At 70.1% G+C, this 26,884-nt stretch carries 26 protein-coding genes and 1 pseudogene; 18 read left to right on the top strand and 9 right to left on the bottom strand.

The window, feature by feature from the left end; all coding sequences use genetic code 11:
- Positions 1-344: 344 nt before the first annotated feature.
- On the top strand, positions 345-710 hold the full coding sequence (locus AB0I94_RS24880; protein ID WP_363311837.1) for a VOC family protein: 366 nt from the start codon (positions 345-347) through the stop codon (positions 708-710).
- A 16-nt stretch (positions 711-726) separates the two neighbouring features.
- Positions 727-996: a DUF1905 domain-containing protein gene (locus tag AB0I94_RS24875; protein ID WP_363311983.1), complete on the top strand. Its 270-nt coding sequence runs from the start codon at positions 727-729 to the stop codon at positions 994-996.
- A 576-nt stretch (positions 997-1,572) separates the two neighbouring features.
- Here the strand turns inward: AB0I94_RS24875 and AB0I94_RS24870 are convergent.
- Entirely contained in the window at positions 1,573-2,013 is a 441-nt protein-coding gene (locus AB0I94_RS24870; RefSeq protein WP_363311836.1) for a VOC family protein, read from the bottom strand.
- Positions 2,014-2,993: 980 nt separating this feature from the next.
- Positions 2,994-4,001: a winged helix-turn-helix domain-containing protein gene (locus tag AB0I94_RS24865; RefSeq protein WP_363311835.1), complete on the bottom strand. Its 1,008-nt coding sequence runs from the start codon at positions 3,999-4,001 to the stop codon at positions 2,994-2,996.
- 194 nt (positions 4,002-4,195) lie between these two features.
- On the opposite strand from AB0I94_RS24865, the gene AB0I94_RS24860 reads away from it, so the two are divergent.
- Complete coding sequence (locus tag AB0I94_RS24860) at positions 4,196-4,768, top strand: cytochrome b/b6 domain-containing protein (protein WP_363311834.1); 573 nt, start codon at positions 4,196-4,198, stop codon at positions 4,766-4,768.
- A gap of 208 nt (positions 4,769-4,976) precedes the next feature.
- Here the strand turns inward: AB0I94_RS24860 and AB0I94_RS24855 are convergent, their stop codons facing one another.
- Positions 4,977-5,414, bottom strand: a complete 438-nt coding sequence (locus AB0I94_RS24855; protein ID WP_363311833.1) for a MerR family transcriptional regulator — start codon at positions 5,412-5,414, stop codon at positions 4,977-4,979.
- A gap of 155 nt (positions 5,415-5,569) precedes the next feature.
- On the opposite strand from AB0I94_RS24855, the gene AB0I94_RS24850 reads away from it, so the two are divergent.
- Together AB0I94_RS24850 and AB0I94_RS24845 are read left to right on the top strand one after the other, a co-directional pair.
- Complete coding sequence (locus AB0I94_RS24850; RefSeq protein ID WP_363311832.1) at positions 5,570-6,646, top strand: alkene reductase; 1,077 nt, start codon at positions 5,570-5,572, stop codon at positions 6,644-6,646.
- A 307-nt stretch (positions 6,647-6,953) separates the two neighbouring features.
- Positions 6,954-7,109, top strand: a complete 156-nt coding sequence (locus AB0I94_RS24845; protein ID WP_363311831.1) for a hypothetical protein — start codon at positions 6,954-6,956, stop codon at positions 7,107-7,109.
- A 77-nt stretch (positions 7,110-7,186) separates the two neighbouring features.
- On the opposite strand, the gene AB0I94_RS24840 is transcribed toward AB0I94_RS24845, so the two are convergent.
- Both AB0I94_RS24840 and AB0I94_RS24835 read right to left on the bottom strand, forming a co-directional pair.
- Positions 7,187-8,656 (bottom strand): amidase, encoded by a 1,470-nt coding sequence (locus AB0I94_RS24840; RefSeq protein WP_363311830.1) that lies wholly within the window; start codon positions 8,654-8,656, stop codon positions 7,187-7,189.
- Between the two features lie 150 nt (positions 8,657-8,806).
- Positions 8,807-9,418 carry a TetR/AcrR family transcriptional regulator gene (locus AB0I94_RS24835; RefSeq protein ID WP_363311829.1) on the bottom strand — a complete coding sequence of 204 codons (612 nt, stop codon included), beginning with the start codon at positions 9,416-9,418 and terminating at the stop codon, positions 8,807-8,809.
- 106 nt (positions 9,419-9,524) lie between these two features.
- Here AB0I94_RS24835 and AB0I94_RS24830 point away from each other — a divergent pair, with 106 nt between their 5' ends.
- The 7 genes from AB0I94_RS24830 to AB0I94_RS24800 all read left to right on the top strand — a co-directional run bounded on the left by AB0I94_RS24830 (position 9,525) and on the right by AB0I94_RS24800 (position 17,265).
- Positions 9,525-11,219, top strand: coding sequence for a CocE/NonD family hydrolase (locus AB0I94_RS24830; protein WP_363311828.1), 1,695 nt, complete (start codon positions 9,525-9,527; stop codon positions 11,217-11,219).
- A 144-nt stretch (positions 11,220-11,363) separates the two neighbouring features.
- On the top strand, positions 11,364-13,019 hold the full coding sequence (locus AB0I94_RS24825) for an ABC transporter substrate-binding protein (protein ID WP_363311827.1): 1,656 nt from the start codon (positions 11,364-11,366) through the stop codon (positions 13,017-13,019).
- A complete protein-coding gene (locus AB0I94_RS24820) occupies positions 13,016-13,966 on the top strand; it encodes an ABC transporter permease (protein ID WP_363311825.1) in 951 nt (316 codons plus the stop codon). The genes AB0I94_RS24825 and AB0I94_RS24820 overlap by 4 nt, the downstream gene beginning before the upstream one ends.
- A complete protein-coding gene (locus tag AB0I94_RS24815; RefSeq protein WP_363311824.1) occupies positions 13,963-14,838 on the top strand; it encodes an ABC transporter permease in 876 nt (291 codons plus the stop codon). Before AB0I94_RS24820 ends, AB0I94_RS24815 begins: the two co-directional genes overlap by 4 nt.
- A complete protein-coding gene (locus tag AB0I94_RS24810; protein WP_363311823.1) occupies positions 14,835-15,872 on the top strand; it encodes an ABC transporter ATP-binding protein in 1,038 nt (345 codons plus the stop codon). Before AB0I94_RS24815 ends, AB0I94_RS24810 begins: the two co-directional genes overlap by 4 nt.
- On the top strand, positions 15,865-16,737 hold the full coding sequence (locus AB0I94_RS24805) for an ATP-binding cassette domain-containing protein (RefSeq protein WP_363311822.1): 873 nt from the start codon (positions 15,865-15,867) through the stop codon (positions 16,735-16,737). Before AB0I94_RS24810 ends, AB0I94_RS24805 begins: the two co-directional genes overlap by 8 nt.
- Positions 16,738-16,785: 48 nt before the next feature.
- Entirely contained in the window at positions 16,786-17,265 is a 480-nt protein-coding gene (locus tag AB0I94_RS24800) for a DUF3237 domain-containing protein (protein WP_363311821.1), read from the top strand.
- A gap of 96 nt (positions 17,266-17,361) precedes the next feature.
- On the opposite strand, the gene AB0I94_RS24795 is transcribed toward AB0I94_RS24800, so the two are convergent.
- The gene (locus AB0I94_RS24795; protein WP_363311820.1) at positions 17,362-17,964 is read right to left on the bottom strand and encodes a CGNR zinc finger domain-containing protein; all 603 of its coding nucleotides are present in this window, start codon (positions 17,962-17,964) and stop codon (positions 17,362-17,364) included.
- 82 nt (positions 17,965-18,046) lie between these two features.
- Between AB0I94_RS24795 and AB0I94_RS24790 the strand changes: the two genes are divergently transcribed.
- The 6 genes and pseudogenes from AB0I94_RS24790 (at position 18,047) to AB0I94_RS24765 (ending at position 23,606) form a co-directional block, all read left to right on the top strand.
- On the top strand, positions 18,047-18,841 hold the full coding sequence (locus tag AB0I94_RS24790) for an MBL fold metallo-hydrolase (RefSeq protein WP_363311819.1): 795 nt from the start codon (positions 18,047-18,049) through the stop codon (positions 18,839-18,841).
- Positions 18,842-18,997: 156 nt separating this feature from the next.
- On the top strand, positions 18,998-20,086 hold the full coding sequence (locus AB0I94_RS24785) for an LLM class flavin-dependent oxidoreductase (RefSeq protein WP_363311818.1): 1,089 nt from the start codon (positions 18,998-19,000) through the stop codon (positions 20,084-20,086).
- A 101-nt stretch (positions 20,087-20,187) separates the two neighbouring features.
- Complete coding sequence (ssuE, locus tag AB0I94_RS24780; protein ID WP_363311817.1) at positions 20,188-20,736, top strand: NADPH-dependent FMN reductase; 549 nt, start codon at positions 20,188-20,190, stop codon at positions 20,734-20,736.
- Positions 20,737-20,836: 100 nt separating this feature from the next.
- A pseudogene (locus AB0I94_RS24775) lies at positions 20,837-21,810 on the top strand (MFS transporter).
- A 212-nt stretch (positions 21,811-22,022) separates the two neighbouring features.
- A complete protein-coding gene (locus AB0I94_RS24770; RefSeq protein ID WP_363311981.1) occupies positions 22,023-22,931 on the top strand; it encodes a hypothetical protein in 909 nt (302 codons plus the stop codon).
- 180 nt (positions 22,932-23,111) lie between these two features.
- Positions 23,112-23,606: a hypothetical protein gene (locus AB0I94_RS24765; RefSeq protein ID WP_363311816.1), complete on the top strand. Its 495-nt coding sequence runs from the start codon at positions 23,112-23,114 to the stop codon at positions 23,604-23,606.
- A gap of 177 nt (positions 23,607-23,783) precedes the next feature.
- Here the strand turns inward: AB0I94_RS24765 and AB0I94_RS24760 are convergent, their stop codons facing one another.
- The 3 genes from AB0I94_RS24760 to AB0I94_RS24750 form a co-directional block, all read right to left on the bottom strand.
- Positions 23,784-25,058 (bottom strand): MFS transporter, encoded by a 1,275-nt coding sequence (locus AB0I94_RS24760; protein ID WP_363311815.1) that lies wholly within the window; start codon positions 25,056-25,058, stop codon positions 23,784-23,786.
- An 81-nt stretch (positions 25,059-25,139) separates the two neighbouring features.
- The gene (locus AB0I94_RS24755) at positions 25,140-25,670 is read right to left on the bottom strand and encodes a carboxymuconolactone decarboxylase family protein (protein WP_363311814.1); all 531 of its coding nucleotides are present in this window, start codon (positions 25,668-25,670) and stop codon (positions 25,140-25,142) included.
- 37 nt (positions 25,671-25,707) lie between these two features.
- Positions 25,708-26,520 (bottom strand): hypothetical protein, encoded by an 813-nt coding sequence (locus AB0I94_RS24750; protein WP_363311813.1) that lies wholly within the window; start codon positions 26,518-26,520, stop codon positions 25,708-25,710.
- Positions 26,521-26,884 lie beyond the last annotated feature (364 nt).

Here is a 26,884-nt window from a genome sequence, read left to right as displayed (position 1 = left end):
CGGCGGCCGACACGCCTTTGCAATGGCTTCCCCGCACGCCAAGAGCATCGGCCGCTGAAGGCAGGTTCTCAAGCGTGCACTCATCCCCGGGCGGACCCCGATGGCTGCCGCTGGACGGCCCGACCACCGCTGGTGACGGCGTTACGCAGTCCGCATCGCTCACCCGCTGGCGCTTGCTGCGCACACCAAAGATGCTGGGCCCCACAACCAGCGAGCATGTCGTGAAGTCCAAATTTGCCTGGCCCCCGGGGGCCGCTCCGCGTCGACGTCATTCATGGCCAGCGATGAGTTTTACCGCCTGCCTCCGTCTGACCTGGTGAACGCCAACAAAGCGGAGGCAGGGTATGAGCAAGAACACCCACATCACACAGGTGGCGACAGTCGGGGTTCGCGTCACCGACCAGCAGAAGGCACTCGAGTTCTATGTCGGTGAGCTCGGTTTCGAAGTACGCCGGGACGTGCCCTTCGGCAGCGGGCGCTGGATCGAGGTGGCCCCGCCTGGAGCGACGACGACTGTCGCGCTCGTTCCCGAAGGGCTCCCGGTCGGCATCCGTCTGACGACCCGGGACGCCGACGCCGACCACGCGGAGCTTCGCGCACGCGGTATCGATGCGGATGCGGCAGTGCTACGCATGGGACCTTCCGTGCCGCCCATGTTCGCCGTGCGTGATCCGGACGGCAACGACCTCATTCTCGTCGAAAGCTCCTGAACAGGTGGTATCCATGATGGACAAGCAATTCACCGCGACCCTGCAGAGGAGCCCGAACAAGGGCGGCTGGACCTACGTCGTGTGGCCCGACTCGGCTGAGTTCTTCGGCACCCGCGGCCTGGTGAAGGTCCGGGGCACGATCGACGGCCATCCGTTCCACAGTTCGTTCATGGCGCTGGGGGACGGCAGGCACAAGCTGCCTGTGAAGGCGGACGTGCGTAAGGCGATCGGCAAGGACGAAGGAGACACCGTGACCATCCGCCTGGAGGAGCGCATGGACGCCTGACTCCAGGCACGATTGCTCCCGCTGATCTGACGCGCCCCCCACGCCGCCGACGAACGCCTGCTGAAGTCGCCGACACAGCGAACGTTGCCCCTCGCGGGCACGAGACGGGTCCTCGAGAGAGCGCGGGCGAAGGCCGGATGCGCGACCCCGGTGATCATGGAGTCTGAGTTCCTTTTGCAGGACGGGAGAGGACGCCGGATGACCGCGTACAGCGGGGCTGAGGCGTGCCAGGGGCTGTCGTCGGCGGCACTGCAGCAAGGCTCTCACTGACCCTGCCCGAGCCGTACCGGGCGCGTCGTCCGCAGCCCTGACGGCCGACCGTCGTGATCACCGCCATCACGCTGATTGACCCGCGCCGCACCCCAACGCCCGGACCGCAATCAAGCACCCTCACCATGTGCCATGCGCCATGCACACGACGATGTGCGATCCGTTCCGCATGTAGGCGATCGGTACGTTGCGCGGGTCCGTCCTTGGTGACGTAGGCGAGGCGGGTCACGTCACGGGGCAGCGGCTCCTGACCGGTCGGGCGGGTCAGAAGCTCGAAGATCTCGTTCGGCTGCCGCTTCCTCCTTCTCAGCGCAGTTGCTCGGCCAGTCCGACGATGATGCCCTCCGGGCCACGGAGGTAGCAGAGCAGATGGCTGTCCTCGAACCGGGCGATCTCCCCGACGAGTTCGGCGCCGTGAGGGCGCAGGCGGGCAACGGTGTCCTCGATGTCGTCGACGGCGAACATGACGCGATGCGTGCCCAGAACGTTGTGCGGCTGGTTGCGCGGCCCGGCGCTGATCGCCGCGGGGCTGCGGTACTTCGCCAGCTCGAGCCGGCTGTGACCGTCCGGGGTGCGGACCATCGCGATGTCACAGCGGACGCCGTCGAGTCCGGTGCACTGGTCGGCGACGAGGCCCTCGACCTGCGCCCTGCCCTCCAGCTCCATACCGAGTTCCACGAAGAACGCGACGGCGGCATCCATGTCCTCGACGACGATGCCGACGTTGTCCATCCGCTGAATCGCCATGCTGGTTTCTCCTTCTTCCTCGTGCGGCCGGTGGTGGCCGCTGATGTCCCTGGGACGGAGCCGGTGGCCCATTCTCGACACTCCCAGACCACCGAACTCGAACTTCGGACATCTCGATCGTGCCTCAGCATCGATACAGCAGACCCGCGAGCCAGACGCCACCACCGAGGAGAGGGCGGTCCAGGCGGCGCGTCGGGCGCGGGAGGCAGCGGCGAGCTGAGGTCTGCCGCAAGCAAGCAGGCGTCAGAGCCACGTACTTGAGGTGAGGACCGGATCGTCTCCCGCCCTCACCTCACCCGTTTGGGATCCCGGGCTCGTGGGCGTCCCGGGCGTGCCGGGTGTCCCCCATACCCGCCTGCCGTTTGCAGCAGTTGGTGAGCCCCTCTAGCAGTTGGGAGGGTTCCCCGCTCCGAAGTCGATCAGGACGTTGCCCGGCCAGTACACCCAACCAACGACGCCTGTGGCCCTGTTGGTGATGTACCACCAAGGGTTCCCGGTGCAGTGGACGGTGATGGCCTGCCCCTTTTGCCCGTGCCCGAGGCTTCGGTACGGGGGCTTCCTGGGCGTGGGCGGAGCCTGCGGTCACGGAGAGCCCGAGCGTTGCCACGGCTGCCAGACAGACGGCCGCCCCGCGGATTCGTATAGCTGACGCTGACGTGTAAAGAGACCTCATGGTTGTACCTCCCGAACAGAGTGCGACGGGACGAGGATCTTCACTGCCGTACGCAGGCGTCCAACTTTTCGACCGTGCTCGAAACGATCTCCCCTCCGTCGGCATCGTCGTACGGGTGCCGAGCCTTGAGACTCGCAGCGCGGATGGTTTCGATCACCGGTGAATACATGGCCGCGCCCCTGCCGCCTCGGCAAGGATGTGCCAGGAGGTACGGCGTGCAGCGCGGGGGGCTGCACGCCGCCCGCCTGTCAGGCAGAGTCCCCCGCCTGCCAGGGGCGCCGCTCAGCTTGGAGGAGGCCCTGTCCTGTCAGCCGAGCTGGGCGTGGGACTCCAGGAGGGTGATCCCCAGTGACGTGGCAGCGTGTAGCACGGCCTTGCCGTCACGGGTAGTGGTGATCAGATGGGCGTTGCGCAGCACCTTGGCGTGGTAACTCGCCGCTGCCGGCGAGACGTTGAGTCGACGGGCCAGCTCCAGCGTGCTGCATCCGCCGACCGTCGCCTCCAGCGTCTGCGCCCTGGTGTGCCCCAGCAGGTCGCCCAACGACCCACCGCCGTGCCCGCCGGTCTGCCACAGGGCTCTCGCCGCCTCCGCGTCGCCCGCGGCGGTCACGGCGGGCACAGCCAGGACCGGTGCCAGGGCGGGATCCAAGGGAGCCACCAGCAATTCCACCTGCGGGGAGGAGAACATCGTGGGTGTGATCACCAGGCCCCGCCCGTTCAGGTAGACATCCCCGTCCCGCGGGTGGCTCATTTCCAGGACGGGTGGCTGCCAGCGCAGCATCGGCCCGGGGAGCGTGGCGAGCAGCTGCTCCACTCCCCCCTCGCTGAGCGTGCGCGCGTATGCGGAGCGGACCGCCGCCAGATGAGACCGGATGCGCTGCCAGTGGGGTGCGACCGTCACGCCGTGGCAGGCCCGCAGCGCCGAGGCAAGGTTTTGCACGGTCTCGCGATCGCCGTCGGCCAGCAGCCTCGCCCACGGGAGGTGCTCCCGGTCGAACGCAATGTGTTCCAGTTCGGCGCGCAGCAAGGCGCGGGGGGCTGCGACGAGGGTCTGCACCGCCTCCTCGATCGAAGCGGAGTCTCCCGCGAGACTCACCACGTCGACGGCAGGCCCATGTGCGGGCATCAGCGCGGTCAGCGGCCCCAGCCGGTCAGCCAGGCGGTTGCCCAGCGACGCGCGCCACGGGCCGAACGCGCGTCGTATGTCTCGTTCCTTGAGGAGCTTGAGGCTGTCGAGGGTCTCCGCCGCCGCACCGATCGTCGAACCCAAACGGGTCCGCGCGATGTCCTGGGCCGTGAAGTGGATCCGTTTCACCGAGCGTTCCGTTCCGGTCGTGCCTGGCTCACAGGCTCCCAGCAGACGCGGGAGCCCACAACAGGCGTTCAGGACACACGCGTTGCGACTCCGCGCAGCGATGCGCCCGCCCGCACCGCAGCAGCCCACCGATCAGCCAACCGCATCATCGGGAAGGGGAAAAGGAAGGGCCTGCACGCCTGGAGACGTGCGTCATGGGGCACGTTGGAGGCATGGGTTTTCACCTGCGTAACGGTGCACATGGCTATGGGATTGTCACGAAGGTGCTGCACTGGGCGGTTTTCGTGGCGATGGCCGCGCAGTTCGCGGTGGGATATCTGCTCGATGTCGACGACAGCGGCCGGGGCCGTGGGCGCGGACGCGGCGAGGGCTCGGGCAGGGGACGGGGCCGTGGCGGCGGTGCAGGGGAGGGGTACGACCCCTTCGGTGATGACGCGCTGCTCACCGTGCACGTCGTGCTGGGAGCCATAGTGCTGCTCCTGGTCCTGATCCGCCTCGCCTGGCGTCTGGCCACACCGCTCCCGCCGTGGGCGCCCACCCTGACCCCCACGGAGCGGCGCCTGGCACACGGCACCGAAACCGCCCTGTACGGGGCCACGTTCGCCGTCCCGCTCACCGGTGTCGCACTGGTGCTTGGCGGAGACGACCTCCTTGGCATCCACATCGCCGCGCACATCGTCTTCTTCGCAGCGCTGGCGCTGCACATCGGGATGGTGCTCAAACACCAACTGATCGACCGTGACCATCTGCTGCGCCGCATGACATGAAGCACGCGAGAGGTGGGCGGTTGACCGGGCCGGCGCTGATACCGGCCGGTTGAAGACGGGTGATCCGAGTCAGTACGGACGTGCGGAGCTGCACGAGGGGCCAGAGACCGGACCGGTCGATCCGGCGCCCGTCTCGCCGGTTCTGACTGATCGGTGGGCAGAGTGAAGGAGAGGGAGCCCGGGGCGAAGGCTCTGCCGCCGCGTCGGCTCACACCGAGGCGGCCGCGGACGGAAGCGGCGTGGAGTTCTGGCTCACCGCCGATTCGTCCTCGACAGGGGCCGGGTGCAGCAGGGACTCGCGGTGGGCCCGCGCCGTGGCCACCATCTTGTCGAGGGTGTCCCGAGCCCGCTGAAGATCGTCCATCTGCGCCGTGATCCGCTCGCGTTCGCGGGCCATCCGCTCCAGCGTGGCGTCGGAGTTGTGCTTGCTCGGGGCGTCACGGCATGGCATGAGTTCAGCGATGGTGCTGCTGGAGAGGTTCGCCGCGTACAGACCCTGGATGAAGTGGACGCGATCCACGTCGTGTTCCGTGTACTGCCGTTGTCCGCTCGGCGTGCGGGTACTGGTGAGCAGTCCCCGCTGCTCGTAGTAGCGCAATGACCGCACGCTCACTCCGGCGCGTGCCGCGAGTTCCCCGATTCGCATGACTGCCTCCCGCGGTGGTCTACAGCACCGCACGACCTGTGGTGCACCCCACACGAACCCGCGGTGCTTCCCGGTTGCCTCTGACACCGGCGTCAGGTTTTAGCGTACACACGTGCTTCGGCAACCGGAGCACATGTGTACGGAGGAGAACCGGCATGCCGCCCCTGTTCAGCAGTTACCGTCTCGGCGAGCTCACGCTGCCCAACCGGACCGTCATGGCCCCCATGAGCCGCGTCCGGGCCGCCGCCGGCGGTCTGGCCACCCCTTCAATGGCCACCTACTACGCGCAGCGAGCCACGGCCGGACTGATCGTCACGGAGGGCGTCCAGCCCAGCCGAGTCGGGCAGTCCAACCCGGGCACGCCCGGCCTGCACACCGCCGAGCAGACGGATTCCTGGCGGCAGGTGACCGACGCGGTCCACGTCGGCGGAGGACGCATCTTCGCCCAGATCATGCACGGCGGCCGGGTGTCACACCACGAGACCACGGGTCTTCAGCCGGTCGGCCCGTCGGCGGTGGCCGGCGAGGGCAGCGTATTCACGCCGAACGGCCCGCAGCCGATGCCCGTGCCGCGGGCTCTGGAGACGGACGAGGTCGCCGAGCACGTCCAGTCCTACGCACACGCCGCCCGCGGCGCCATCGACGCGGGCTTCGACGGGGTGGAACTGCACGGCGCCAACGGCTACTTGATCTCTCAGTTCCTGTCCTCCAACGCCAACCTGCGCGACGACCGATACGGCGGTTCGATCGCCAACCGGATCCGTTTCGCCGTCGAGGCGGTCACCGCCACCGTGGAATCCGTGGGCGCGGCCCGTACCGGCATCCGCCTGTCGCCCGGCGGCGGTATCTGGGGTGTGACCGAGGACGACGCGGCCGAGCTGAACACCGCTCTCCTTACGGAGCTGGCCCGCCTCGACCTCGCTTACGTGCATCTGGAGGCCACCGCCGACGAGGAAATACTCCTCCAGCTGCGCACGGCCTGGCCGGGCACCCTGATCGTCAACCCCACCATGCCCGGTGGTCCCAAGCAGACCGGGATGGCGGAAGCGGAACACTGGCTGGGCCTGGGCGCCGATCTGATCGCCTTCGGCCGCGGCTTCCTCGCCAACCCCGACCTCGTCGAGCGTCTGCGCTCCAACCTGCCGGTCGCGCCCGCCGACGAGAGCACCTTCTACCAGGGCGGTGACGCCGGATACATCACCTACCCGACGTACCAGCACACGGCCGCCTGACCGTCTCGCCGCGGGCAACGGAAGCGGACTCCACGCGACAACTGATCCGGGGGTGCTGGCAGGCAGAGTCTTGGCGTTGCGATTCTGCGAGCAACCGCTCGGCACGGGTCTCGACCGAAGGCTGAGGAGTTGCGCGCGCATGGGTGGCCGATAGCAGGGCACCCGGAGGCAGCACGACAGGCTTCAACCGCCGCAGATCACGTGGACGCCCCATTTCGGCCCGGGTACGCAGCGGGCCGAAAGAGGCGCCGTGACGCTGGCGAGGCGAGCCCGGCCGTACCGAAGAGACTAGGCGATCGGAACCCACATGATTCTTCTCGGTGTCATTCTGCTCATCATCGGCCTGTTGGTTGGCATCTCACTGCTGACGACCGTAGGCGGTGTGCTCATCGTCGTAGGCGCGGTCCTCTGGGTCCTCGGAGCGACCGGGCGCAAGGTGGGTGGACGCAAGCATTACTTCTAGGTGGACGGCGCTAGGCCTTCCTCGATCCTGGACAACCGAGGACTGTCAACTGTCAGGCGTTCGCCACCCCGCTTCCTCTACGTGCCATACGCGAGGGAGGGCGTGTAGCGAGGAGTGCGGTCCTCGATGGCCTGTGCGGCGTCGAGGATGCGCTCCTCGGCGAAACGTCCTCCGATGATCTGGACGCTGACCGGCAGCCCCTCCGCGAAGAGTGACGGGACGGTGATGGCGGGGAAGCCCAGGACGGGGACGGCGGTCATCGGCCACATGGCGGCGACCAGTTCGGCGGCGCGCTCCGGGGAGGAGACGTCGGCGTCCTGCTCGAAGGGCAGTTCGGCACAGACCGGGGTGAGCAACATCCGTTCAGTGCCCAGGAGTTGCTGGAGATCGGTGATCAGGGAGGCGCGCCGGGACCAGCCCCTGATGTACGCGTCCAGTGAGGGCTGCTCGCCCCACACGGTCGCCGCGGCGGCGAAGGAGTACTTCAGGGAGGTACGGATGCCTTCGTCCCCGATCTGGTCCACCACGGGCAGCATGGAACGGAAGTCCTCGTAGATCAACAGCGACCAGAGGCGCGCGGCCTCGGCGAGCAGGGGCAGGGCGTCGAGTTCCTCGACCTCGTACCCGGCGTCGGCCAGCCGTGCGGTGGCGGCGTCGATGGCCTGGTCGACGGCGGGCTGGTTCTTGACGGTGCCGATGCCGCGGACGACGCTCACGCGCTGCGCCGCACCCCGCGGCAGAGGGCCGGGCACGGCGGGGATGCCGTAGGGGTCCCGCAGGTCGGGGCCGGTCATGACCTCCAGGGCGAGCCTGGCGTCGGCCACGGTGCGGGCCAGCGGTCCCTCGACCGCGCAGGCCTGGACGGTGGGCGGCATGTCGAGCCGGGCCTTGCCGTCGGGTGTGTCGACGTAGGCGGGCGGCCCCCAGTTCGAGACCCGGCCGACGGTGGGGCGGATGCCGACCACACCGCAGCACGCCGCCGGGTAGCGGATGGAGCCGCCGATGTCGTTGCCCTGCGCGATCGGGGTCATCCCGGCGGCGAGGCTGCTGGACGCACCGCCGCTGGATCCGCCGGGAGTACGGGCGGGGTCCCACGGGTTGAGGGTGCGCCCGTGCAGATCGTTGCTGGAGAACCAGCGGTAGGAGAAGGCCGGGGCGTTACTCCGGCCGAGCAGTACGGCGCCGGACTCGCGCAGCGCCGTGACACAGGCCGCGTCACCCTGTGCGGGAGCGGCGGCCAGGGCGGCCACGCCGTGGCTGGTGGCGTAACCCTCCTGATCCGTATTGATCTTGATCGATACGGGTACGCCGTGCAGCGGGCCGAGTTCCTCGCCCGCGGTGACGGCCCGGTCGGCGCGGCGGGCGTCGGCCAGCGCCTCGTCCGGGCGGACGTCGACGAGCGCCGCGAGGCGCGGATTGGTCTCTTCGATCCGCGCGAGACAGGACCGCACGACGTCGACGGACGAGACCTCACGTCTCCGGATGGCGGCGGCCAGTTCGGTCGCGGTGCGCTGCCACAACGCGGCAGGCGGATTCTGGGATTCCATCTTCGCCTCGATGAAGGGAGGCCGACAGCGCCGAGCGATGGCTCGGGCATGCGGCGAGGGCGTCGGAGTACCGCTCCGCTACGGAGAAGCAACGACGTAATACAACGTCGTTTTATGTGCCGCACAGCCTCACTGTCCGCACGCGGCCTGTCAAGACCCGGACGCCCCGCCGCTCGTCGCCTCCGCGGATGCGCCGCCCCGGAGCATTTCGACCGCCGCCTGGGCGGCCTTCGCCCCGCGCTCCGCCGGCCACCCCTCCGGGTCTTCGAGGGCGGAAAGCCAGTAGCCGCGGAACAGCAGATGCAAGACGTCCGCGGCGACGTCCGGGGCGGGGACGCCCGCCTCTGCCACCACGCCCCGCAGCTCCTCACGTTGAGCCCGCGCGAGCTCTCTGACCTGCTCGGCCTCACACCCCGCGGCGGACCCCGCGGCGACGATCTCCATCAAGAGCCGGCGCATGACCTCGTCATCGTCCACGGTGGAGCACATCCACCGCGCGAGCACCGACAGCCGCTCGAAGCCCTGCACGTCGCTCAGTAGAGCGTCCGCTTCGCGCGCCCACTCCCGCTCCGCGTGGCGCAGCGCGTTGACCATGAGGTCGGCGCGGCTCGGGACGTAGTTGGTCACCACCGCGGTGGAGCCACCGAGCCGCTCGGCGACGGCGCGGATGGTCACCGCGCGCACCCCCCGCTCGCGGGCGACCTCGATGGTGGCGGCGGCGATCTCGTCGAGCCGGTGGGCTGCGTCTACCTCGATGGGCATCTCGTCGACCTCTTCAGGGATGTTGACGTGGTGGCGGGCAGCTGCAATGTTGTCATACAACGCCGTTACACAACGGTGTTGTACTTCATTTGGCTGGAGATCACCCATGCCCTTCGCCTTCGAGCGGATCAGTGCGGCTCCGGTAGCCGCAGACGCCCGGCAGTACATGGCCCGCATGCGCGACGGCGTCCGCCTCGCCACCGACGTCTACCTCCCCGCGGGTGAAGCGGACGCCGACACGACGTTCCCCGCGGTGCTCGTACGCCTGCCGTACGACAAGAACAGCCGCTACGTGTACTGCGACCGCTTCGCCCGCCTGTTCACCGACCGCGGCTACGCCGTGGTGGTGCAGGACGTGCGCGGCAAGTTCCGCTCCGGCGGCAGCACCATCCCCTTCCTGCACGAGCCGCAGGACGGCTACGACGCCATCGACTGGGTCGTGCACCAGAGTTGGTCGGACGGGCACGTGGGGATGTTCGGCGACTCCTACTACGGCTTCACCCAGTGGGCGGCCGTCGCCACCCAGCACCCCGCACTGCGGGCGATCGTGCCGCGCATGACGGCCGCGGACTTCAACACCATCTGGCAGCCCGAAGGGCAGCGCCAGCCGGTATGGCTGGAGGGCATCAAGTACTTCGCGCACCACTGGGTCGACAACAACTCCTACGAGTACGACGTCGACCCCTCCCACCGGCCCGCCATCGACCAGTTCGAGCAGGCCTTCGGCGCCATCGGCGCCCGCTCCCTGTGGTTCGACCTGCTGGCACCCCGGCTCGCGGGGCTGCGGACCCAGGCGGGCCTGCACCCCTTCGACGCACGGCCTGTTCCGGTGCTGCACTGCGTCGGCTGGTTCGACAACCTCATCGGCGCACACATGCGGGACTACGCGGAACTCGCCTCACGGCCGGGCTGGGACGCCGCGCAGTATCTGTGGGCGGGCGCGGTCGACCACGAGAACTACCACCTCGCGCAGGCGCCCGTAGGTGAGCACGACGACCACAACACCAACGACGACGCCCTCGCCCGCATGCTCCCGCGCTACGCCAATCCGGCGCTCGACTTCTTCGACGTATTCCTCAAAGGCGTCCGCCCGTTCTCCTCCCTGTCCAAGGTGACCTGGGAGCTGGGCCACGAAGGTTGGCGGACCTCCGACGTCTGGCCCCCGCGCGGCAGCAGCACCAGGACCTTCTGGCTCGCCGACCCGCAGGGCACGGCGGCCCTCGGCCCGCTGCCGGGCGCGGGCCTTGCCGACTCCCCCGCCGAGGACGAGGCGACCACGCGATGGACCCACGATCCGGACGCACCGGTGCCGTCCCTGGCCGACGATTCCTTCGCTCTGCTGCGCTCCTACCCCGACCTCGCGCCGGTCGCGGGGCGGGACGACGCCCTGGTGTTCTCCGGGCCCGCGCTGAGCGAGCCCCTTGACCTGGCCGGACCCATCGAACTCGACCTTCACGTCGGCAGTAGCGCGCCGGAGTTCGACGTGTTCGCCAAGGCCGTGGACCTCGCCCCGGACGGCCGGGCCCACCTGATCGCCCGGGGCCAGGTCACGGTTCTCACGGAAGAGGCGTCGACCGCGACCCACCTCGATCTCGGCCACACCGGCTACCGGCTGCACCCCGGGCACCGGCTCGCGCTCCTGCTCACCAGCAGCGACTTCCCCCTGTTCCTGCCCGCCCCCGGCACCGGCGAGAACCCCTGGACGGCACTGACCGCCAAACCCAGCACCCAGAGCCTGCGCACAGGCGGCGCACACCCCTCCCGGCTGACCGTCACTGTCGCCCCGCACGACCACCCCTGAGCCGGACTGGGCCTTGGTCCCGCACCGTTTCCCGCACCGCCAGAGCCCAACTCGCTCCTGCGAACCCACCTCCCACCGGCACCGCACGCACACCGCTCCAGCCCATGGAATCCACCGTCGCGACCCTCTCCCGAGGAGCTCCTCATGCAGGCTCCCAGAACCACCGTCACCACCGCCGGCGCCCTGTGCGTGCTTCTCACCGCCGGCGCCTGTTCGTCGGGCGGCGGCACCGAAGAAGCGCCGAACGCCCCGAAACTCACCACGACCACGCCCGCGGCCTCCGGCTCCCTGGACCACGTCACGTGGAACCTGCCCACGGGCGAGCCCACCACCCTCGACCCGGCCAGGGTCGGTGACTACGCGCCGAGCACCGTGGAGGCCAACCTCTGCGATCCACTGCTGCGGCAGAAGGCCGACTACTCCATCAGCCCGGGCCTCGCCACCGCGTGGGACCAGCCGGACGACACCACCCTGATCCTGAACCTCCGCAAGGGCGTGAAGTTCTGGAACGGCCACCCGATGACCGCCGACGACGTGGTCGCCGGCCTGCGGCGCCAGGGCCGGCCCGCCACACGCAGCGTCAACGTCAGCCTTCTCGCCCACGTCGAGTCGATCACCGCGACCGGCCCGCACCAGGTGACGGTGCGGTTCAAGAAGCCCGACGTGCTGTTCCTGAAAGCTCTTGCGGGAGGCTTCGGCGCGGTCAACGAAGCCGCGTACGTGAAGAAGGCGGGGCGCTCCTACGGCAGCGCCAAAGGCGGCCTGATGTGCACCGGCCCCTTCAAGCTGAACCGCTGGAAGCCCGGCGAATCCATCTCCGCGGAGCGCAACCCCGCCTACTGGGACACCTCGCTGCGGCCCAAGGCCAAGAAGCTCACGTTCAAGTTCATCACCGACGGCTCCACCCTGACCAGTGCCCTGCTGTCCGGCCAGATCGACGGCAGCTACGAGATCAGCTCCGCCACCGCACGAGCCCTCGGCTCCTCCGACGCCGGCACCGTCTACTACGGCCCCTCGGCACAGACCAACTTCCTCACCGCCACCAGCCCCGACTCACCGCTCACCGACCCCAAGATCGCCCGAGCGCTCTCCCTGGTCGTGGACCGCGACGTACTGATCAGAAGCGTCTACAACGGCGCCGCACAGAAGACCAAGACCTTCGTCCCGCCGCTGGTCTGGCGCAACAGCGAAGCCGCTGACATCTACAACAAGGCCTACAAGGCCCTGCCCGCGGTGTCCGGACCCGACCTGGAGGGCGCCAAGAAGCTCGTCCAGCAGGCCGGTTCCAAGAAGCGCACCCTCGCCATCGCCATGGCCGCGGGCGACCAGCAGTCCCAGCAGATCCTCACCTTCCTCCAGGCGGGCGCCAAGAAGATCGGCCTCGACATCCGGATCAAGCAACTGCAGCCCACGCAGATGTCCGGCCTGTTCTACGACCCCTCCCTGCGCAAGGGCCTGGACGCGACCATGGTCCTCGGCTACGTCGAGCTCCCCGACCCCGGCTCCTACGCGCAGCTCATGACCGACCCCAAGGCCCTGTTCAACTGGACCGACTACCGCAACCCCGAGGTCACTTCGCTGCTCGCCCGCGCCCAGACCACCCTGGAGCCCAAGAAGTCGGCGCGGCTGTTCAACCGGGCCCAGGCGCTCTACACCAAGGACCTCCCCGTGGTGCCGCTCGTCTCCCCGTACGAGCGCATGTTCCTCAACAAGCGCCTGAGCGGCGCGCCCGCGTCGTTCGCGTACATCCGCATGCCGTGGGCGGCCCAGCTCGGCGGCACCGGCAAGGGCTCCTCGTGATCACCCGTTTCATCGCCCGCCGCGCCGCGACGCTGGCACTGACCCTGCTCGCCGCCAGCGTCGCGATCTACGGCGCGCTGTTCCTGGCCCCGGGCGATCCCGCGACGCTGCTCGTCGGAGGGGGCAAGGAACCCAGCCCCGGTCTCTTGGCACAGATCCACCGCGAGTACCACCTCGACGACCCGTTCCTGGAGGGTTACTGGCGCTGGCTCACCAACATGCTGCACGGGGACGCCGGACAGTCCCTCAGCTATCAGGACTCCGTCACCGGCCTGCTGGCCGACCGCGCGGGCAACACGCTCTTCCTCATCGGCTACGCGGCCCTGCTCATCGTCACGCTCGGCGTCACCCTGGGGACACTGGCCGGTCTGCGCGGCGGCTGGGTCGAGACCGCGGTGACGGTGATGGCCACCACGCTGATGGCGGTGCCGGTGTTCGTCATGTCCGTGGCGCTGACCTGGTTCCTCGCGGTTCGCCTCGACTGGCTGCCCGCCTACGGCAGCGGCAGCGGCTTCACCGGCCGGCTCGAACATCTCACGCTGCCCGCCGTGGCCCTCGCCGCCTCCTGGCTCGCCTATGTGGCGCAGGTGACCCGATCGGCGGTCCGGGCCGAGCTGCTCTCCGAGCACGTCCAGACGGCCCGCGGCCGGGGCATCGGGGAACGCTTCATCATCCGCAAGCACATCCTGCGCAACGCCTCCGCGCCGATCACCTCGATCTCCGGGGTGGCCGTCGCGGGTCTGATGGCCGGTTCCTCGATCGTGGAACAGGCCTTCGGACTCAACGGCGTCGGCGCCCTGCTGATTCAGAGCGCCGCCAAGCAGGACCTCGCCGTGGTCCAGGCCGTCGCCCTGATCACGGTGGTGGCCTTCGCGGTGATCAACACCGCGGTGGATGTGCTCACCGCCGCCCTCGACCACCGCGTTCCGCTGGGAGGACACGCGTGAGCACCTATCAGTTGGCTCCCCTGACACCTCATCAGGCCCGGCTCGGCCGGTTCCGCCGCCTCGCCCGCGGCCGGGGGGTGCCCATCGCCGCCGGCGCCGTCGTCGCCCTGGTGGTCCTGACCGCCCTGTCGGCCCCGCTCATCGCACCGTACGACCCGAACGCCGTGGACCCGCTCGCCGTCTCCCAGGGCAGCTCGGCAGCGCACTGGCTGGGCACCGACGACACCGGCCGGGACATCCTCTCCCGCCTCCTGCACGGCGCACGGCTCAGCCTGCTCGCCCCGGCGCTCGTGACGCTGATCGCCGGAACGCTCGGCACCGCGCTCGCGGTCACGGCCGCCTGGCTCGGCGGCTGGTGGGACCGGCTGATCTCCGGCGCCCTCGACCTGATCTTCGGGTTCCCCGGCCTCATCCTGGCCGTGGTCGGTGCGGCGGTCTTCGGCGCCGGCCTGCACATCGCGGTGGCGACCCTCTCGCTCGCCTTCCTTCCGTACATGGCCCGCACCGTGCGCGCGGAGGCCCTGCGGGAGCGCTCGCTGCCCTACGTCGTCGCACTGGGCATGCTCGGCATGTCGGGGCGGCGGATCTGCCTGCGCCATCTGCTGCCCAACCTGCTGCCCCTCGTCGTGGTGCAGACGACCGCCTCGTTCGGTTACGCACTGCTCGACGTGGCGGCCTTCTCCTTCATCGGCCTCGGCGCCCAACCACCCACCGCCGAGTGGGGGTTGATGGTGGCCAACGGCGCTCCCGGCATCCTCTCCGGACGGCCCGAACAGTCGCTGTACGCCGGGCTTGTCATCGTCGTCTTCGTCATCGCCTGCAACCTGCTCGGAAGCAGCCTGTCCCGCCGCCTGTTGGGAGAAGGCCGATGAGCGCCGCCACCACACCCCGGCCACAGACCGAAACTCCTCTGCTGGAGTTCGACGGGCTGCGCATCGACCTGCCGGTCAAGGGCGAGCACCGCACCGTCGTCCACCGCGTCGACCTGGCGATCCCGGCCGGCAGCGCCGTGGGCCTCGTCGGCGAGTCCGGTTCCGGCAAGTCGCTCACCGCACGCTCGGTCCTGCGGCTGCTGCCGCCGGGGGCCCGCGTCGGCGGCGATGTCCGCTACGACGGGAAGTCCGTCCCCGCCATGGACCCGGCCGCCCTGCGCACGCTGCGCAGCCGGGAGACCGCCATGGTCTTCCAGGACCCCCGGGCCCACATCAACCCCCTGCGGACCATCGGGGACTTCCTCACCGAAGCCCTCGTCACCGCACGCGGCGAGCGCCGCAAGGCGGCCGAGGACAAGGCCGCGGCGCTGCTGCGCGAGGTGGGCATCGCCGACGCGGCGCGCAGACTGCGCCAGCGCCCGGCCGAACTCTCCGGCGGGCTGCTGCAACGAGTGATGATCGCCGCGGCGCTGCTCGGCGGGCCCAGGCTCCTGCTCGCCGACGAACCCACCACCGCCCTGGACGTCACCACCCAGGCCGAGGTGATGTCCCTCATCGACGAGGCCCGCACCCAGCGGGGTCTCGCGATGCTGTTCATCACCCACGACCTCGCCCTCGCCGCGGCCGTCTGCGACCGGATCGCCGTCATGTACGCGGGATCGGTGACCGAGCAGCTCCCTGCCGCCCGGCTGCACGACGACGCCCGCCACCCCTACACACGTGCCCTGCTGGCGTCCCGGCCCGACCCGGGGGACGGTGCGCGGCCCCTGCGGGCGATCGGAGGCAACCCCCTCACGGCGTACGAGGCCGGGCCCGGCTGCGCCTTCGCGCCGCGCTGCTCGGCCACCGGGGCCGGCTGCGAGAGCGAACGGCCGCGTCTGGAACCGCTCGGCGACGGCTTCGCCGCCTGCCACTACCCGCACCACCCGGCCGCCGTGGCCCCCGGCACGGACAGGAGCACGCGACATGCCTGACGACGCCGCAGTGTCTGACGAGGCCGCCGAAGCCGCACGGCCCGCCCTGGAAGCGGTCGGCCTGTCCAAGTCCTTCGGCGGTTTCGTCGCGGTCGACGATGTGAGCCTGGCGTTGACCCCGGGCGCCTGTCTGGCCGTGGTCGGCGAGTCCGGATCGGGCAAGACCACCACCGCCCGCATGCTCGCCGGGCTCGAGACACCCACCGCCGGCACGATCCGCTGGGCGGGCCAGGACCGGCCGGGGGCGGGACGGCGCGCTCGTGCAGCCGAGCGCCGACAGTTCGCCCGTGACGTACAGATGGTCTTCCAGGACCCCTATGCCTCACTGGACCGGCACCAACGCGTGGGCGATTGCGTCGGCGAGGTCCTCGCGCTCCACACCGACCTGCGGGGAGCCGCGCTCGCCGGGCGCGTGAGCGAACTGCTCGGCCAGGTGGGGCTCGGCGCCCAGCAGGCCCGCTCCCTGCCGCGCGCCCTGTCCGGCGGGCAGCGCCAGCGCGTGGCCATCGCGCGGGCGCTGGCCGTGCGGCCCCGCGTCCTGGTCCTCGACGAGGCGGTGGCCGCCCTCGACGTCTCCGTACAGGCACAGATCATCAGCCTGCTGCGCGATATCCGCGAACAGACCGGGATCGCCTACCTGTTCATCACCCACGACCTGGGCATCGTGCGCCACATCTGCGACGACATCGTGGTCATGCACCGGGGCCGGATCGTCGAGCGCGGCACCACCACCGCCGTACTCGGAAGCCCCCAACACCCCTACACCGTCGAGTTGCTCGAATCCGTACCGCGCAGAGGCTGGACGCCGCGCCGCAGGCCGGCGGCGGCACTTGGCGGCCGGCCTGTCCCCAGCGAACCCGACTGAACCCGATCGAACCCACTGAACCCCACCCGCAGCGAACGGAGTTCCTCCATGCCTTCCTCACCCGTCACGTCCTCGCCCCCCGCCCTGACCTTCGCCTTCGAGATCCGCGCCGACCTCTCGCCGTCCCTGCACATCGGCCACGGCGATGGAGAGGTCACCGAGTTCACTCCGATCGTCGGAGGAAGCGTCGACGGCCCGCTGCTGAGCGGAAAGGTGCTCTCGGGCGGCGGCGACTGGAGCAGCACACGCGGCGACATCTGCCAACTCGACGCCCGCTACCTGCTCCAGGCCGATGACGGCGCCGTCATCGACATCGTCAACCGCGGCTACTACCACCCCGACCCCGAAGGCCCCGACCAGTACGACGACGGCATCCAGATCTCCCAAACGGGTCACTACTACCGCACTTCTCCCGTCTTTCGCACCGATGCCCCCGCCCACCGGTGGCTCGCCGAAACCGTCTTCGTGGGACTCGCCCGCCCCCATGGCGAGGACGCGGTCGTCATCCGCGTGTACGCGCTCCGGTAGCGGCGAGGGCAGCGTTGGTGTGCGGCTCGTACACGCCCGGCGCGGTGACCCGCATCGCCCGCCCGCCGCACTCGGCGGGCGGGCGATGCGGCGTCGTCAGTCCATCGCGGTGCGGCGGGCGTAGGCGCGGGCGGCGCGGGCGCGGTCGCCGCAGCGCGTGGAGCACCACTGGCGGCGGCCGTGCTTGAGCAGGAAGCGGTTGCAGGGAGGGGAGGCGCAGGCGGTCAGGCGGGCGGCGTCGGGTGACGTGAGCAGGTCGGCGGCGTCGGCGGCGATGACCGCCAGGGCGTGCTCGACGATCGCGGTGGTGGGGTGCGGTGTGGCACGACGGGGGCCGGTCTTCTCGTCCCACAACAGCAGAGATGCGGTGGGGACGCGGGTCATCGCGTCGTTGATCGCCGCGACGGCGGCGGGCAGGGCGGGCTGCCCCGCGACACGCGAAGCCAGTAGCGACCTGACCTGTTCGCGCAACGAACGCAGCTGCGTCGCGCACACCTCCGCCAGGCCCGCGCCGACCGGGGCGAGGTCGCGCCGCGCCAGCCACTGCTCGGCCTGCGCCGGGGTGCTCAGGAGGTCGGCCGTATGCCCCCCTGGCAGTGCGACGGCGCTGTTGACCAGGGCCAGAGCTGGGTGCTCCGCCTCGCCCGGTGCCGACGGGAGGGCTGCTTCTTCCATCACGGTCTCTTCCACGCTTCTCATGGTACGGGTTGCATTCATCCGTGAGGCATGTCTACAGTCACATCACGGTTAATACGCAATCTATCCGTGAGGAACTCTTCTCGTGTCTTCTCCCACCCCGCAGACCGCCCCCTTCCCTGTCCGCGTCTTCGGCGGCCCGACTGCCCTCTTCGACTACGGCGGCCTGCGCTTTCTCACCGACCCGACCTTCGACGGCCCCGGCGAGCACCCGGCACCGGCCGTCATGCTGACCAAGACGGCGGCGGCCGTCGGCAGTCCGGCCGATCTCGGCCGGGTCGACGTGGTCCTGCTCTCGCACGACGAGCACGCCGACAACCTCGACACCTCCGGGCGGGCCCTGCTCGCCGATGTCCCGCTGACGCTCACCACCCCCGGCGGCGGCGAGCGACTCGGCGAGAAGGCCACCGGCCTGGCCGACTGGCAGTCGGTCGAGCTCGAGCGCCGGGACGGCGGGCCCGGCACGGTCACCGTCACCGGCGTGCCCGCCATCCACGGCCCCGGCAAGCGCGAAGAGGTCGAGCCGATCTGCGGCGAGGTCGTCGGGTTCGTCCTGACCGGCGAGGGCCTGCCCACTGTCTACGTCAGCGGCGACAACGCCTCTCTCGACGCGGTCAAGGAGATCGCCGAGCGCTTCGCCCCGGTGGACACGGCCTTGCTCTTCGCCGGAGCGCCCCGCTTTTCCGAGGTCTTCGACGGCGGACTGATCGTCCTGGACAGCGCCCAGGCCGCAGAGGCCGCGAAGATCCTCGACGCCGGCCGCGTGGTCCCCGTCCACTACGACAGCTGGGCCCACTTCACCGAGGGCCGCGACGAGCTCGTCGCCGCCTTTGCGGCCGCCGGTCTCGCCGACCGCGTCGACTTCGGCGCCCGCGGCTGACCGCACGTACGTCGGACCCGTACGCCGGACACGGCCGGGCGTCGGCCGACAGAGACCCGCCGCATCTGTCGGCCGGCGCCCGGCGCCCCACTTCCCCGCGCGCCGGACGCCGCGCGTCGCACGCCGCACACGTTGAAACCGAAGGACCGCACGAGCATGACCGACCCCATCCGCGGCATCCGCCACGGCTCCGCCCCCGCTGCCCTGTCCGTACTGGACTCCGCCATGACCGGCACCGGCCAGAGCGCCGCTCAGGCACTGGCCGGCAGCATCGAACTCGCCCGGCTCGCCGACCGGCGCGGCTTCACCCGCTACTGGATGAACGAGCACCACGCCATGCCGGGCGTCTCCACCTCCAGCCCGCCCGTCCTGCTCTCCCGGCTCACCGCGGAGACCAGCAGGCTGCGGCTCGGCGCGGGCGGAATCATGCTGCCCAACCATCCGCCGCTGGTCGTCGCCGAACAGTTCGGCATGCTCGACGCCCTCGCCCCCGGCCGCATCGACCTGGGCCTGGGCCGCGCCCCGGGCACCGATCACGCCACGGCCGCCGCCCTGCGCCGCGGCGCGAGCGACGCGGAGGACTTCCCCCAGCAGGTCCTCGAACTCCTGCACTTCCTCGGCGACGACTTCCCGGCCGAGCACCCCTACGCCGCCGACCGCGTCTACGCCGTGCCAGGGCCCGCCCAGGACCGGCTCAACGACGTCACCCCGCCCACCGGCCACCTGCCGGTGTGGTTGCTCGGCTCGTCCGGCTACTCGGCGCAGCTCGCCGCCCGGCTCGGCCTGCCGTTCGCCTTCGCCGCCCACTTCAACCCGCGCGACGTCGTGGCCGCCCTGCGGCTGTACCGCGAGCGGTTCACTCCGTCCAAGACCCTGTCAGAGCCGTACGCGCTGGTCAGCTTCACCGTCGCGGCATCCGACGACGAGCGGGAAGCCCGCCGCCAGGCCGGCACCCTCGCGCACGCCATGCTCCGCATGTTCCAGCGCAAGTCCTACCTGCTGCCGTCCCCCGAGGAAGTGGACGCCTACGCCTACGACGCCCAGGAACGCCAGGCCGTCGACAACTGGCTCAGCCACGTCCCGCACGGCACCCCCGCACAGGTCACCGCCCACCTGAACCAGGTCCAGCGGGACTCCGCCGCCGACGAACTCATGATCGGCAGCGTCGGCCACTCCGTCCAGGCCCGGTTGCGTTCCACCGAACTGATCGCCGACGCCTACGGAATGCCCGACAGCCCGCACTGACGCGGGAACGGGCGGACCTCCGCCCACCGACACCGCCCGCCCGCCCGACCGCCCGCCATCGCCAAGTCCCCTGATTCCCCAGGAGTGTTCGAGGAGTTACCGTGGCCACCGTCCTCGCCCTGTCCGGCAGCCCCTCCCGTACGTCCCGTACGGCTCTCCTGGCCGAGCACACCGCCGCGGTCCTGCGGGCCCGCGGCCATCGGACCCACGTACTCGTCCTGCGCGACCTGCCGGCTGCGCCCCTGCTCTCCGCTGACACCCATGACGCGTCGGTCGCCCACGCCGTGAGTCTGGTTGCCGAGGCCGACGCCCTCGTCGTGGCCACCCCCATCTACAAGGCCGCCTACTCCGGCCTGCTCAAGACCTTCCTCGACCTGCTGCCCCAGCACGCGTTCACCGGGAAGCCGGTGCTTCCCCTGGCCACCGGCGGCAGCCCGGCCCACGTCCTGGCCCTCGACTACGCCCTGCGGCCAGTCCTCACCGCGCTCGGCGCCCAGGTCTGTCAGGGCCGGTTCGTCCTGGACCGGCACATCACGACCACTCCGGACGGAGCCTTGGCTCTCGACCACGACGACGAGAGCCAACTGGCCCGCGTCACCGACCAGTTCGCCCACGCTCTCCCGTCCCGCGCGCCCCTGACCACCGCCTGACGACCACCGGCCGCCCCGCCCCATCCCGACCGGTGCCACCACCCCGGCCTTCCGGAGTCCCGGCATCCCGGCATCCCGGCATCCCGAAAGTACGGACCCCATGGCCCACCTGCCCCTCTCCCCCACCCGCACCCCGCCCACCGCCGCTCCCGCCCCCGCCATATCCGCGGTGCAGAAGCGCACCCTGACCGTGCTGCTCGCCTCGCAGGTCCTCAGCGGTGTCGGCCTCGCCGCCGGTGTCACCGTCGCCGGGTTGCTGGCCGGGCAGATGCTCCACGACACCTCGCTGTCCGGACTGCCCATCGCTCTGCTCACCGCGGGCTCGGCCTCCGCCGCCGTCGTCATCGGACGCGTCTCCCAGCGCCTCGGCCGCCGCCCCGGACTGGCCGCCGGATATCTCACCGGCGCCCTCGGCGGTGCGGGAGTCGCCGTCGCGGCCGCGCTCGGCAGCCCCGCGCTGCTGTTCGCCTCCCTGTTCCTCTACGGCGCCGGCACCACCTCCAACCTCCAGGCCCGGTACGCAGGAGCCGACCTCGCCGCACCCCATCAGCGCGCCCGCGCCACCTCCACCGTCATCGTCGCCACCACCGCCGGCGGCATCGCCGGACCCCTGCTCGCCACCCCCGCTGAGGCCGCACCCGCGGATTCCCCCTCCCGGTCCGGGCCCGGACTGCTCGTAGGCGTCGTGGTCCTGGTCCTGAGTCAGCTCGTCATGGTCGCCGTGATGACCATGACCCCACGCTGCTCGCCGCGGGAGTGGCCGCCGCCCTCGCGCCCGGCCACTCCTTCACCCTGATCACCGTCGCCCTCGTCCTGCTCGGCGTCGGCTGGAACTTCGGCCTGGTCACCGGTACCGCGATCGTCACCAACAGCACACCCCTGGCCACCCGCGCCAAGGTCCAGGGACTGGTCGACGTCGCCATCGCCGTCGCGGGCGCCGTAGGCGGCCTGGTCTCCGGCATCGTCGTCGCCTTCGCCAGCTACCCGATCCTCGCCATTGTGTGCGGCGTCCTCGCCTTCGCGGCTGCGCCTGCGGCCATCGTCGCAGCTCGCAAGGGATCCGCGCGCGCCTGACCGACGTAACTGGCATCGGTGCGATGGATACGGAGCATCGGGTTCCCCCACGGCACCCTGCGCCTTTAAGGCAGGCCTGAAACCCCTGGCTGACCGTGCTCCCGTTCAGAGATGCTCAGGGGGCGAAAAGGCGCGACGACCAACCAGCGCCACGACTCGGGGGAGTGCGTTGCATCATGCGGCGAGCGTTCGTTTCGGCATGCACGGCCACGGTGATCGCCTTGGGCGCAGTGGCCGGCTGCACCACCAGCACGAGCGAGCAGTCGAGTGGGACCGACCCGCAGCGGAACACTGCGGCCGAGGCCTCCGGGAACGGAGCGCGGGAACTGACCGACGCGGAGCGGATCCAGGTGCGGCGTGCGGAAGAACTGCTCGTCAAGAAGTGCATGGAGGGGAAGGGCTTCAAGTACTGGGTGGCGCGGGTTCCCACCGTCGAGGAACGCAAGGGCCAGAGTTACGCCCTGGATGACGTCGCGTGGGCGAAGCGGTACGGATACGGCGGAGAGCTGGAGAAGAAGGCCGAGAAGGCCCGGCTGAAGGATCCGAATCTCGCGTACCTCGACAAGCTCTCCACCGCTGAACGCGCCAGGTACGACAGGACGCTCGACGGCGACGACGCGGGCCGGATGCTGTCGGCCGAACTGCCCACGGGCGGCACGGTGCGAACTCCCGCCGACAGCTGCCGCGTCGCTGCCGGTGAGGACCTGTACGGCAATTACGAGACCTGGTACGGCGTCCAGAAGACCACCGACAACCTGACTCCGCTGTACGTTCCTGATCTGCTCCGCGAAAAGCGCTTCGTGACCGCGCTCAAGGCATGGTCGGCCTGCATGCGCAAGGCGGGACACGCCTATGCCGATCCGCCGGCGGTCCGTGCCGACCTCGAAGAGCTCGTCGATGGAAAGAGCGACGCGAAGGCCCACGCCATCGAGGTGGAACTGGCTGTCACCGAGGCCACCTGCGCGAAGCGGACGGCGCTTGCCACCACAGCACGCACGCTGGAACGCGAGTACCGCGCCAAGAAGCTCCCCCGCCGCTACAGCGAAGCCATCGCCACGCGCCGGACGCTGGAAACCAGCGCCTTGGCCCGAGCCGAGGACATCACCGGCTCCAAGAGCTGACGCCGAGCCGCCTCCAGGCAGCAACCACTAGGCAGCAACCTTCAGGCGACAGCCCCTCGGGCAGCGATGCCTGACCCGGATTTCGGGCTGTCGCGGCACGGCCCGTACGGCGTCCCAGGAATTCCGCAGCGGCACAGCTGCGGGGCACCCACAACACCCACGTACAAGGAGTGATGCAACATGCGCAAGACCCTGGCCACAGCAGCGACCCTGGGCCTCGCGACGCTCGGGATGCTGGTCCCCGCAGGCGCCGCGCAGGCCGACGCTTCAGCCGCCGCACCGGCCGCCCGGACCTGTTCCGACAACTACGGCGACGCGACCATCGGCTACATGTACGCCTACTGGAACGACCAGTGTGAGGGTTACCTCGGCAGGTCGTCGGGCGTGGACTCCGACTGGGGCAACAGTACGGGCGGGTTCCAGGGCGATGACGAGAACCGCGCGACATCGCTCCTGAACAAGGGGTCGTCCGGCCTCGCTGTCGCGTTCTACCGGCTTACCGGTTACAGCGGCGGACACATCTGCCTCACCCAGCAGGAGAAGTACGCCTCCACCCTCGTCGACGGCGGCGACGACTACGGCTTCGACAGGTTCTCCACCGGCTACGTCGCGGACAACAGGATCAGCTCGCACCGTTGGATGGACAAGGACGACTGCAGCAAGTTCATGCGCTGACCCGAGCGGTCACGGCAACCCGTTCGGGAGCCGATGACCCGGCTCGCAACCCTCCTTTGGCCATCGGGCCGGGCCAGAGGAGGGTTCCATTCGGTCAGCGCACCAGCTGGGCGTCCCGTCACCGAGCCGCGGTCAGGACTGCAGGACGCAGGCAGTCGGAGCGATGTACACGGCGCTTCACGCTGCCTTGGACAGGGTGGACCGGTCCGTGCTCGCCGCGTGCCCGGCGGGTGTCACGGGGCTGGTCATGGCTCCACGTCCGTCGTGGCGCGGCCACAGGAGGAGGGCACCGATCGCTCCCGCTCCGGCCAGGAGCGCAAGGACGGACCAGGCGAGGGTTAAACCGGCGGTCGTGCCGAGCCATCCCGCGACGGGATAGGTGATCAGCCAGGCCAGGTGGGAGAGGGAGAACTGGGCCGCGAATGCCTCGGGGATCGCGTTCCGTGCGACGGAGGCGCGCAGGACCTTGCCGGTCGGCGTGATGATCAGTGCCATGCCGAAGCCGATCACGGTCCAGATGATCGCCGTACCGGTCCAGCTGGCCAGGCCGGCCGCGATGAGCGTCACCGCGGCGGTCACGCCGCCGACCAGGACTCCGGCGCCGGTCATCATGACCGTGCGGGCGGCGATCCGGTCGAGAACGCGGGGCAGTACGAGGGCTGCCAGGAGGGTCCCCGTGCCGGAGGCGGCGAGCATCCAGGCGACGTTCGACTGCGAGCCGCCGAGCTCGTCACGGACGTAGTTGACGGTGTTGACGACGACGATCGACCCTGCCGCCGCGACCACGAGGTTGAGCGCCATGACGCCGCGCAGCCGCGGCGTCATGAGGAAGGCCCTGATCCCCGCTGCCGCCTTGTCCCATGCCTTCGTATGGCTACTGGGGCGGGCGTCCGGGATGCGCGTCGCCAGGACGAGCAGGGCCGAGACGAGAAATCCGGCGGAGGTGCCCAGGAACAGACGGTCGAAGCTCATGAACGTCAGTGCGACGGCTGCGAACACGGGGCTGAGCAGGCTCTCCATGGTCGAGGCGACCTGCGAGGCGGACAGGGCACGCGTGTAGTCGGTCTCGTCGGTGACGATGTCGGGGATGACGGCCTGGAACGTCGGGGTGAACGCCGCGGATCCGGCCTGGAGCAGGCCGATCAGGACGTAGATGTGCCAGACCTCGGTGACCAGCGGCAGTGCCAGGACCACCGCACCGCGGACCACGTCGAGGAGGACCAGGAGAGTTCTCCTGGGGAGCCGGTCGACGTACGCAGCAGCCAGCGGGGCTATGACCACGTACATGACCATCTTGATGGTCAGGGCCGTGCCGAGGACCATGCCTGCGCGCGGTCCTGCGAGGTCGTAGGCGAGCAGCCCGAGGGCCACGGTGGTCAGCCCGGTGCCGAACAGAGCGATGACCTGGGCGCTGAACAGGCGGCGGTAGTCGCGGATGGCGAACAGTCGCATGGCGGGTTCCTTCCGTGTCCATGCGGTGGGGCACGGCCCCGGGGCGGAGTCCGTGCCCCTCGAGTACAGGCGGGGGTGTCTCTACGCACCGGTGTCGCTCCCCGGTGTGAGACCGGCGAGGAGGTTGAAGGCGCCGGTGAGGGTGTTGAGTGCGACGACGCCGACGACGTCGGCTATCGCGCGGTCGCTGTAGCCGTGGTCCCGCAGCGCGGTGACCTGCTCGTCGGTGATCGACGTCGGCTCGCGATAGATCTGGAGGGCGAGGGTGATGATCGCCGCGATCGCGGGATCGGCCGAGGTGCCCGCGTGGGCCAGTTCGATCTCTTGCTCGTCGACTCCCAGGGCGCGGGCGGCACTCACATGCGAGTCGAGGCACAGTCCGCATCCCTGCAGGGTTTGGACGGCGATCGAGATCCGTTCGCTGGTCTTGCGGTCGAGTTTGGCTCGTCCCATGGCCCGGCTGAGCTGGAGGTAGCCGCCGAGTACGGCCGGCGAGTGCGCCATCGTGGAGACCATGTCACCGATCTGGCCATGGCGGGAGACCAGGTCGGCGAGGAGGTCGCGCGAGGCGCCGACCGCCGTGTCGGGCGTGAGTCGGGTCAGGCGGGGCATGACGCTCCTTCGATGTGGCGTACGTGCGTTCATGCGGTCAGTGGTGTGCGTGGTGGCCGTGGTGGCGTTCGGCGTGCTTGGGGGCGGCGGTGGCGGTCCGTACCGTGAACTCGGCCGTCCGGACGACGTCGTTGTGCTGGAAGTCCAGGTACAGGCGGTAGGTGCCGGCCGTGGGCGCGACCGCCATGAAGGCGATCCCGGGACCCGGTGCGGTGGCGCCGTCACCGGGTTCGCCCTCCGGGTGGACGTGGAGGTAGCCCAGGTCGCCGACGCGCAGTGCCACCAGGTGCCCGTACGCGGCCAGGTAGGGCTGAAGGTCGGCGACGGGGCGGCCGTTCCGGCTGACGGTGAGGGTCAGTTCGCTCGGCTCTCCGGGCAGGAGTTCGCCGTCGAGCGCGACGGTGTACTCACCGATGTGTGCGATTCCGGTGGCCTCGGGGAGCGGCCGCGGGTCGTACGGCCCGGCGACCGCGACGTCGATGCCCAGCGTCATGGTCCCGTCGTGGCCGACCGGGTGGATGTCGGTGAAGAACCGCCAGTCCCCCGGTTCCAGGGCCAGTTCGACGCTCCAGGTGCCCTTCTCGTCCATGACCGGGTGCACGTGCTGGAATCCGGCCGTGTCGCGCCGGACCGCGATGAAGTGCAGTTCTCTGTCGTGCTCCGAAAGGAACTCGGTCACCGCTTGCCCGTCGGGGCCGATCACCCGGAAGCTGACCGGCTGCACGCCGGCGGTGAGGATCGTCGAGTCGAATTCAAGGGTGTAACCGTGCTCGGAGACCGACAGCCCACCGGGCTGGGCTCCGCCGTGGCCCTCGTGGTCGGCCTGGTCGTGGCCGGAGTGATTCCTCATGACATCTCCCATGGGTGTGATGCGCCTTCGGCGTCGTCCGTTCAGGCTGCTGATGTGAACCATATACCCCGGGGGGGTATCTTGGCGAGCCTTGATGGTGGGAATCTCACGGGGAGGCTGACCGAAGTGGATCCCCACCAGTCCCGCCCATCGCCGCAGTCGGGATGACCGGCACCCAGTCACCGACACCGGACCGCCCTACGCCTGCCGGGTCCTGCCGCTTGAGTACGTGCCCGGGCATGACCGTCCGCCGTCCGCCAACTCGGCCGTAAACCCGACCACAGAAGGAGGCCGCTCGATGTCCGGTGAGACATCGAGCGGCCCCTGTTGACAGTGGTCGCGTGCGGTCGTCCGGCGGCCCACC

Source organism: Streptomyces sp. NPDC050147, from assembly GCF_040660195.1.
Classification (GTDB): Bacteria; Actinomycetota; Actinomycetes; order Streptomycetales; family Streptomycetaceae; genus Streptomyces.
This window is presented reverse-complemented; position numbering and strand designations above follow the sequence as displayed.

Coding starts and splice junctions, on each gene's coding strand:
- AB0I94_RS24880 (WP_363311837.1), top strand. CDS start 345: ATGAGCAAGAACACCCACATCACACAGGTGGCGACAGTCGGGGTTCGC.
- AB0I94_RS24875 (WP_363311983.1), top strand. CDS start 727: ATGGACAAGCAATTCACCGCGACCCTGCAGAGGAGCCCGAACAAGGGC.
- AB0I94_RS24870 (WP_363311836.1), bottom strand. CDS start 2,013: ATGGCGATTCAGCGGATGGACAACGTCGGCATCGTCGTCGAGGACATG.
- AB0I94_RS24860 (WP_363311834.1), top strand. CDS start 4,196: ATGGGGCACGTTGGAGGCATGGGTTTTCACCTGCGTAACGGTGCACAT.
- AB0I94_RS24855 (WP_363311833.1), bottom strand. CDS start 5,414: ATGCGAATCGGGGAACTCGCGGCACGCGCCGGAGTGAGCGTGCGGTCA.
- AB0I94_RS24850 (WP_363311832.1), top strand. CDS start 5,570: ATGCCGCCCCTGTTCAGCAGTTACCGTCTCGGCGAGCTCACGCTGCCC.
- AB0I94_RS24845 (WP_363311831.1), top strand. CDS start 6,954: ATGATTCTTCTCGGTGTCATTCTGCTCATCATCGGCCTGTTGGTTGGC.
- AB0I94_RS24840 (WP_363311830.1), bottom strand. CDS start 8,656: ATGGAATCCCAGAATCCGCCTGCCGCGTTGTGGCAGCGCACCGCGACC.
- AB0I94_RS24835 (WP_363311829.1), bottom strand. CDS start 9,418: ATGCCCATCGAGGTAGACGCAGCCCACCGGCTCGACGAGATCGCCGCC.
- AB0I94_RS24830 (WP_363311828.1), top strand. CDS start 9,525: ATGCCCTTCGCCTTCGAGCGGATCAGTGCGGCTCCGGTAGCCGCAGAC.
- AB0I94_RS24825 (WP_363311827.1), top strand. CDS start 11,364: ATGCAGGCTCCCAGAACCACCGTCACCACCGCCGGCGCCCTGTGCGTG.
- AB0I94_RS24810 (WP_363311823.1), top strand. CDS start 14,835: ATGAGCGCCGCCACCACACCCCGGCCACAGACCGAAACTCCTCTGCTG.
- AB0I94_RS24805 (WP_363311822.1), top strand. CDS start 15,865: ATGCCTGACGACGCCGCAGTGTCTGACGAGGCCGCCGAAGCCGCACGG.
- AB0I94_RS24800 (WP_363311821.1), top strand. CDS start 16,786: ATGCCTTCCTCACCCGTCACGTCCTCGCCCCCCGCCCTGACCTTCGCC.
- AB0I94_RS24795 (WP_363311820.1), bottom strand. CDS start 17,964: ATGAGAAGCGTGGAAGAGACCGTGATGGAAGAAGCAGCCCTCCCGTCG.
- AB0I94_RS24785 (WP_363311818.1), top strand. CDS start 18,998: ATGACCGACCCCATCCGCGGCATCCGCCACGGCTCCGCCCCCGCTGCC.
- AB0I94_RS24765 (WP_363311816.1), top strand. CDS start 23,112: ATGCGCAAGACCCTGGCCACAGCAGCGACCCTGGGCCTCGCGACGCTC.
- AB0I94_RS24760 (WP_363311815.1), bottom strand. CDS start 25,058: ATGCGACTGTTCGCCATCCGCGACTACCGCCGCCTGTTCAGCGCCCAG.
- AB0I94_RS24755 (WP_363311814.1), bottom strand. CDS start 25,670: ATGCCCCGCCTGACCCGACTCACGCCCGACACGGCGGTCGGCGCCTCG.
- AB0I94_RS24750 (WP_363311813.1), bottom strand. CDS start 26,520: ATGAGGAATCACTCCGGCCACGACCAGGCCGACCACGAGGGCCACGGC.